The following is a 3,946-nucleotide window of genomic DNA, read 5'->3' on the forward strand; positions in this document are numbered from 1 at the left end:
TTAAATACACTGGTATTGTAACACAAAGTCATGCTCAATATGGAGCGCCTAACTCATGACTATAAGTCACGAGTGTGCGGCTTGTAGAAATCAAGGCAGAGTCACACAAATAAATTTCAGCCGGGATGGTAAGCTGCTCTCTACATCTTCAGCAAGCTACACAACTAGGTTGTGGAATTTATCAGGACAACAAGTTGCAGAATTTACAGGTCATCAGGGCAATATTAAAAGTGCAGATTTTAGCCCGAATGGCGAACTGCTAGCTACAGCCAGTGACGACAATACAGCAATTGTATGGCGTATCCGGGGACTAGATGAACTGCTGCATGAAGGGTGCGATCGCCTCAAATGATTACCTTGTAACTAATCCTGATGAAAAGAAAAAACTGAGTGTATGCCCTAAAATGTAATAGACTTATCCACAAATAAACCTCAAAATAGCTGAAACCCTTACATAGCTGGCTTTTTAGCTTATATAAAACAGGAACCTCTAAAACCCTCTCCAGAGCTAGGTTTCAGCCAAATAAAGTTCTCATTTCCGGATAAGTCTAATAAAAGTCTTACAAATCAGATTTATATAGCGATCGATGAAGGATTCTACGCTTGGCTAATTCTTTACCTTTGCGACCGAGTTGCTCACGTAGTTGCTGGTCTTTACACAACCGATTGAAAGCTTGAAAAACTTCATAACCAGAATTGGGATTAACCAGTATCCCATTTTGTTCATGCTGAACTGTGTCTAGAACACCCCCTAAGCGAGGGGCAATTACAGGTTTACCGAAGTAACTTGCTTCTAAATAAACCATACCAAAGCCCTCCATACTATTAGGTTTAGTATCCAATAAAGTCAGCATGGCAAATATGTCGCAAGCTGCATAATAACCTGCTAATTCCCGCTCTGGCACATATCCGGCAAAGTGTACGCGCTTATGTACCCGCAAACGATGCGCCAGAGATTTCAGTTCCGATTCACTTGGCCCTTGACCGCAGACTATATAGTGGACATCGATCCCAAAAGTTAGCAATAGTGGGATGTTATCAATAACTAGGTCGAAACCTTTATGTTTTACTAGCCTTCCTACCGAGAGAATAACTATTGTTGTTTCGGGAATGTTGTATGTCTGACGCACGCGGACACGTAAATCATCAAGGCTACTTGGACTTGCGACATTATTACCAAATTTTTCTGGTCTGATTACCGGGTTGATGACGTGGGTAGGAGTATCTAATCGCAAAGCAGTTCTGAGATAGTCTTGTGTATAAGAACTGTTACAAACAATACCTTCGGCTCTATGAAGTGTTAGTTTAAAGAGCGATCGCAGCACGGGATTGTGTAAAGTACAAAGAAGATCATTGCCGTGCAGATAGATAAAAAAGCGAATAGGTAAGAAATAACTCAATAGCAACAGTGAAGGGAAGTCATAGCCGTGACCCCACTCTATATAACGGTAGTGATAGCGGAAATAGAGTTTGATTGCTAGGACAAATGAGCCGACGATATTAATCAAGGGCTTCAGGATACTTCCCACACAGCCACTACGCCAATAGTTAGGATAATACCAGCGATAGACAGGAAATTGTTGACTTTCATCAAATACTTGATCTCCTGTGCAACTAGCCGCCAGCACAATAACTCGTTCTGGATCTTGGAGACAGCGATTGTAGATATATTCCCCAATTACAGCTTCTTTCGGCAGGAAGATTCGGGATATGACTAGGATATCTGGGTATGCAGCTTTGTCTCTGATTTCGGCTGTTAGTTGAGAAATATGTTCCATAATCAAGTTGATGGCTACATTTAAAATAATTGTTAATTTATTTACAATTAGGATTACTTTCAAAGCGATAATTATTATTTTATTTCTTTTAAAACGAATGTGGTAGACAAATTTGAAAAACATTTTAGAAGATTAGTTACGAAGATTATTTTTTTATCGTAAATTAAAGGGTTTAAGTTCCCTGTCTTACAAAGTTCTGATAGCGAAGTGGTAGCGAGTATTTGCACGTCCTTGAGCAAACCTCCGCTCAGATTTGGCGTTACGCATACACGGAGTATCAGTTTCTTCATAAGGGTATTTAAACCCCTACTAAAACTCTCAACTCTTGGAGAAGCTGGGCCAACAATTTTGAATTTTGAATTATTAAGTGTTGATTTTATATTTGCTGCAAATTTCTCACTACTTGAGAATTTATGTGCTTGATGAACTATATAAGCACTCAGCACTTAGCCCATAGCACTGTTTCGGTCAGTTGTAGCAAATACTGTTCAGAATTTAAAAATATCCTTTCTCGTGTCTGCCAGGTTTTGACAAAACCAGTAGGGATAAGGATTATAAAAATTATTCAAAATAATTACTAAAAATTAAAATCATCTGTATAATTCAAAACTGTACTCTGAAAGTGCTCAGTCCCAGACATAGCAACAATTACTCGTAGGCCTAGCCCGCACTTCTCTACGAGACACTCCCCGTAGCTTGCTTCCCGTTGGCGCAGCCTCTCGTAGAGAAGGGTACGGCAAGCTCAATGACCATCGTAGACATCGCAAATTTGTGTGATGATCAACATATCTTAAGGTACGGTTCTCCAGTCGAGAAATCCCTCCTGCGATCGCTGCCTACCCAACATCAGACGCGGTAAATTGAATATGTAGCCTTTAAAAGTAAATGCTACCCAAATGCTAGAAAGTCGCTTGCTTGTTACGGGCTGGCGTTAGCGACATACCGCAACACTCCTAAAAACATCGGTAGAAATCATAAAAAATTCTGTTTTTCAAGCGATTGTATATGCGTAAAAAACTACAACAAATCATCAAACCTCTGTTAAAAACCTTCTTAGCCCTAAGCCTAGTGTTAGCTTTGGCTCTTAGTCACGCCGATGGCGCATTAGCGGCCCGCAGTGGGGGGAGGATCGGTGGTGGCTCTTTTAGAGCGCCTTCCAGTCGCACCTATGCACCTCCTAGTGGAGGCGGCTATTATCCTCGTGGTGGCTTTGGTGGTGGTTTTGGCTTTCCCTTCTTAGTTCCCTTCTGGGGTATTGGAGGAGGATTTGGTGGTATATTTACCATCTTAATTTTCTTAGCGATCGCTAATTTCTTATTGCAAACTTTCCGCCGCGTCTCTAGTGGTGAAACGGGTGAAGCAGATTACAACAGCAACTCTGCTGTTTCCGTAACTCGTTTGCAAGTAGGTTTGTTAGCTCAAGCCCGTGAATTGCAAAATGAACTCAACCACATTGCTGAAACTGCTGATACTAACACCCCAGAGGGAAGAGCAGAAGTTCTACAAGAAGCCAGCCTAGCTTTACTCCGCCATCCTGAATACTTTGTATATGCAGGTGGTGGGACTCAACAAGCAAGTTTAAATTCAGCTGAAAGTCAATTTAATCGGCTGTCACTGGCAGAACGCAGCAAATTTAGCGAAGAAACTTTGTCTAATGTCAACAATCAGCTAAAAGCAGCCCTTGCCAAAGATGCTTTACCCCCGGCTGGTGAACTCGACAACCCCACACGCTTATTTACCGAAGGCCCTGGTGAATACATTATCGTCACTTTGCTGGCGGCGACATTAGGTAAGTTTGAAATCCCCACAGCGATTAACAGTGCTGATGATTTGCGTCAAGCTTTGCGGCAAATTGGTAGTATTCCTAGCGAAAAGCTTCTGGCAATTGAAGTTCTTTGGACTCCGCAAGCTGAAAATGATACGCTGACATCTGATGATGTCTTGGCAAATTATCCTGATTTGAGACTTGTTTAATCTCTAAAAAATTTCTCGCTTTAGCGTTAAGAAAAAGCTTTGCATCTTGGCGCAACAAATAAGTTCCTCCTTGAGGGCAACCACTAGGAAACCGCTTGTCATTCACAAGCGGTTTTTTGTATGACCGAAAACGAAAAGGGTACAAGCCCCTCTCTTACAAAGTTCTGATGCCTGCGGCGGGCTGTGCCAACGGA

At 41.8% G+C, this 3,946-nt stretch carries 3 protein-coding genes; 2 read left to right on the top strand and 1 reads right to left on the bottom strand.

The window, feature by feature from the left end:
* The first annotated feature begins 55 nt into the window (after positions 1 to 55).
* Complete coding sequence (locus tag PUQ00_RS32525; protein WP_300424107.1) at positions 56 to 352, top strand: hypothetical protein; 297 nt, start codon at positions 56 to 58, stop codon at positions 350 to 352.
* Positions 353 to 560: 208 nt separating this feature from the next.
* Here the strand turns inward: PUQ00_RS32525 and PUQ00_RS32530 are convergent, their stop codons facing one another.
* A complete protein-coding gene (locus PUQ00_RS32530) occupies positions 561 to 1,778 on the bottom strand; it encodes a glycosyltransferase family 4 protein (protein WP_300424108.1) in 1,218 nt (405 codons plus the stop codon).
* Between the two features lie 1,005 nt (positions 1,779 to 2,783).
* On the opposite strand from PUQ00_RS32530, the gene PUQ00_RS32535 reads away from it, so the two are divergent.
* The gene (locus PUQ00_RS32535) at positions 2,784 to 3,752 is read left to right on the top strand and encodes a DUF1517 domain-containing protein (protein WP_300424110.1); all 969 of its coding nucleotides are present in this window, start codon (positions 2,784 to 2,786) and stop codon (positions 3,750 to 3,752) included.
* The last annotated feature ends 194 nt before the right edge of the window (positions 3,753 to 3,946 follow it).

Origin of the sequence: Nostoc sp. S13 (assembly GCF_029379315.1) — a bacterium.
Taxonomy (GTDB): domain Bacteria; phylum Cyanobacteriota; class Cyanobacteriia; order Cyanobacteriales; family Nostocaceae; genus Nostoc.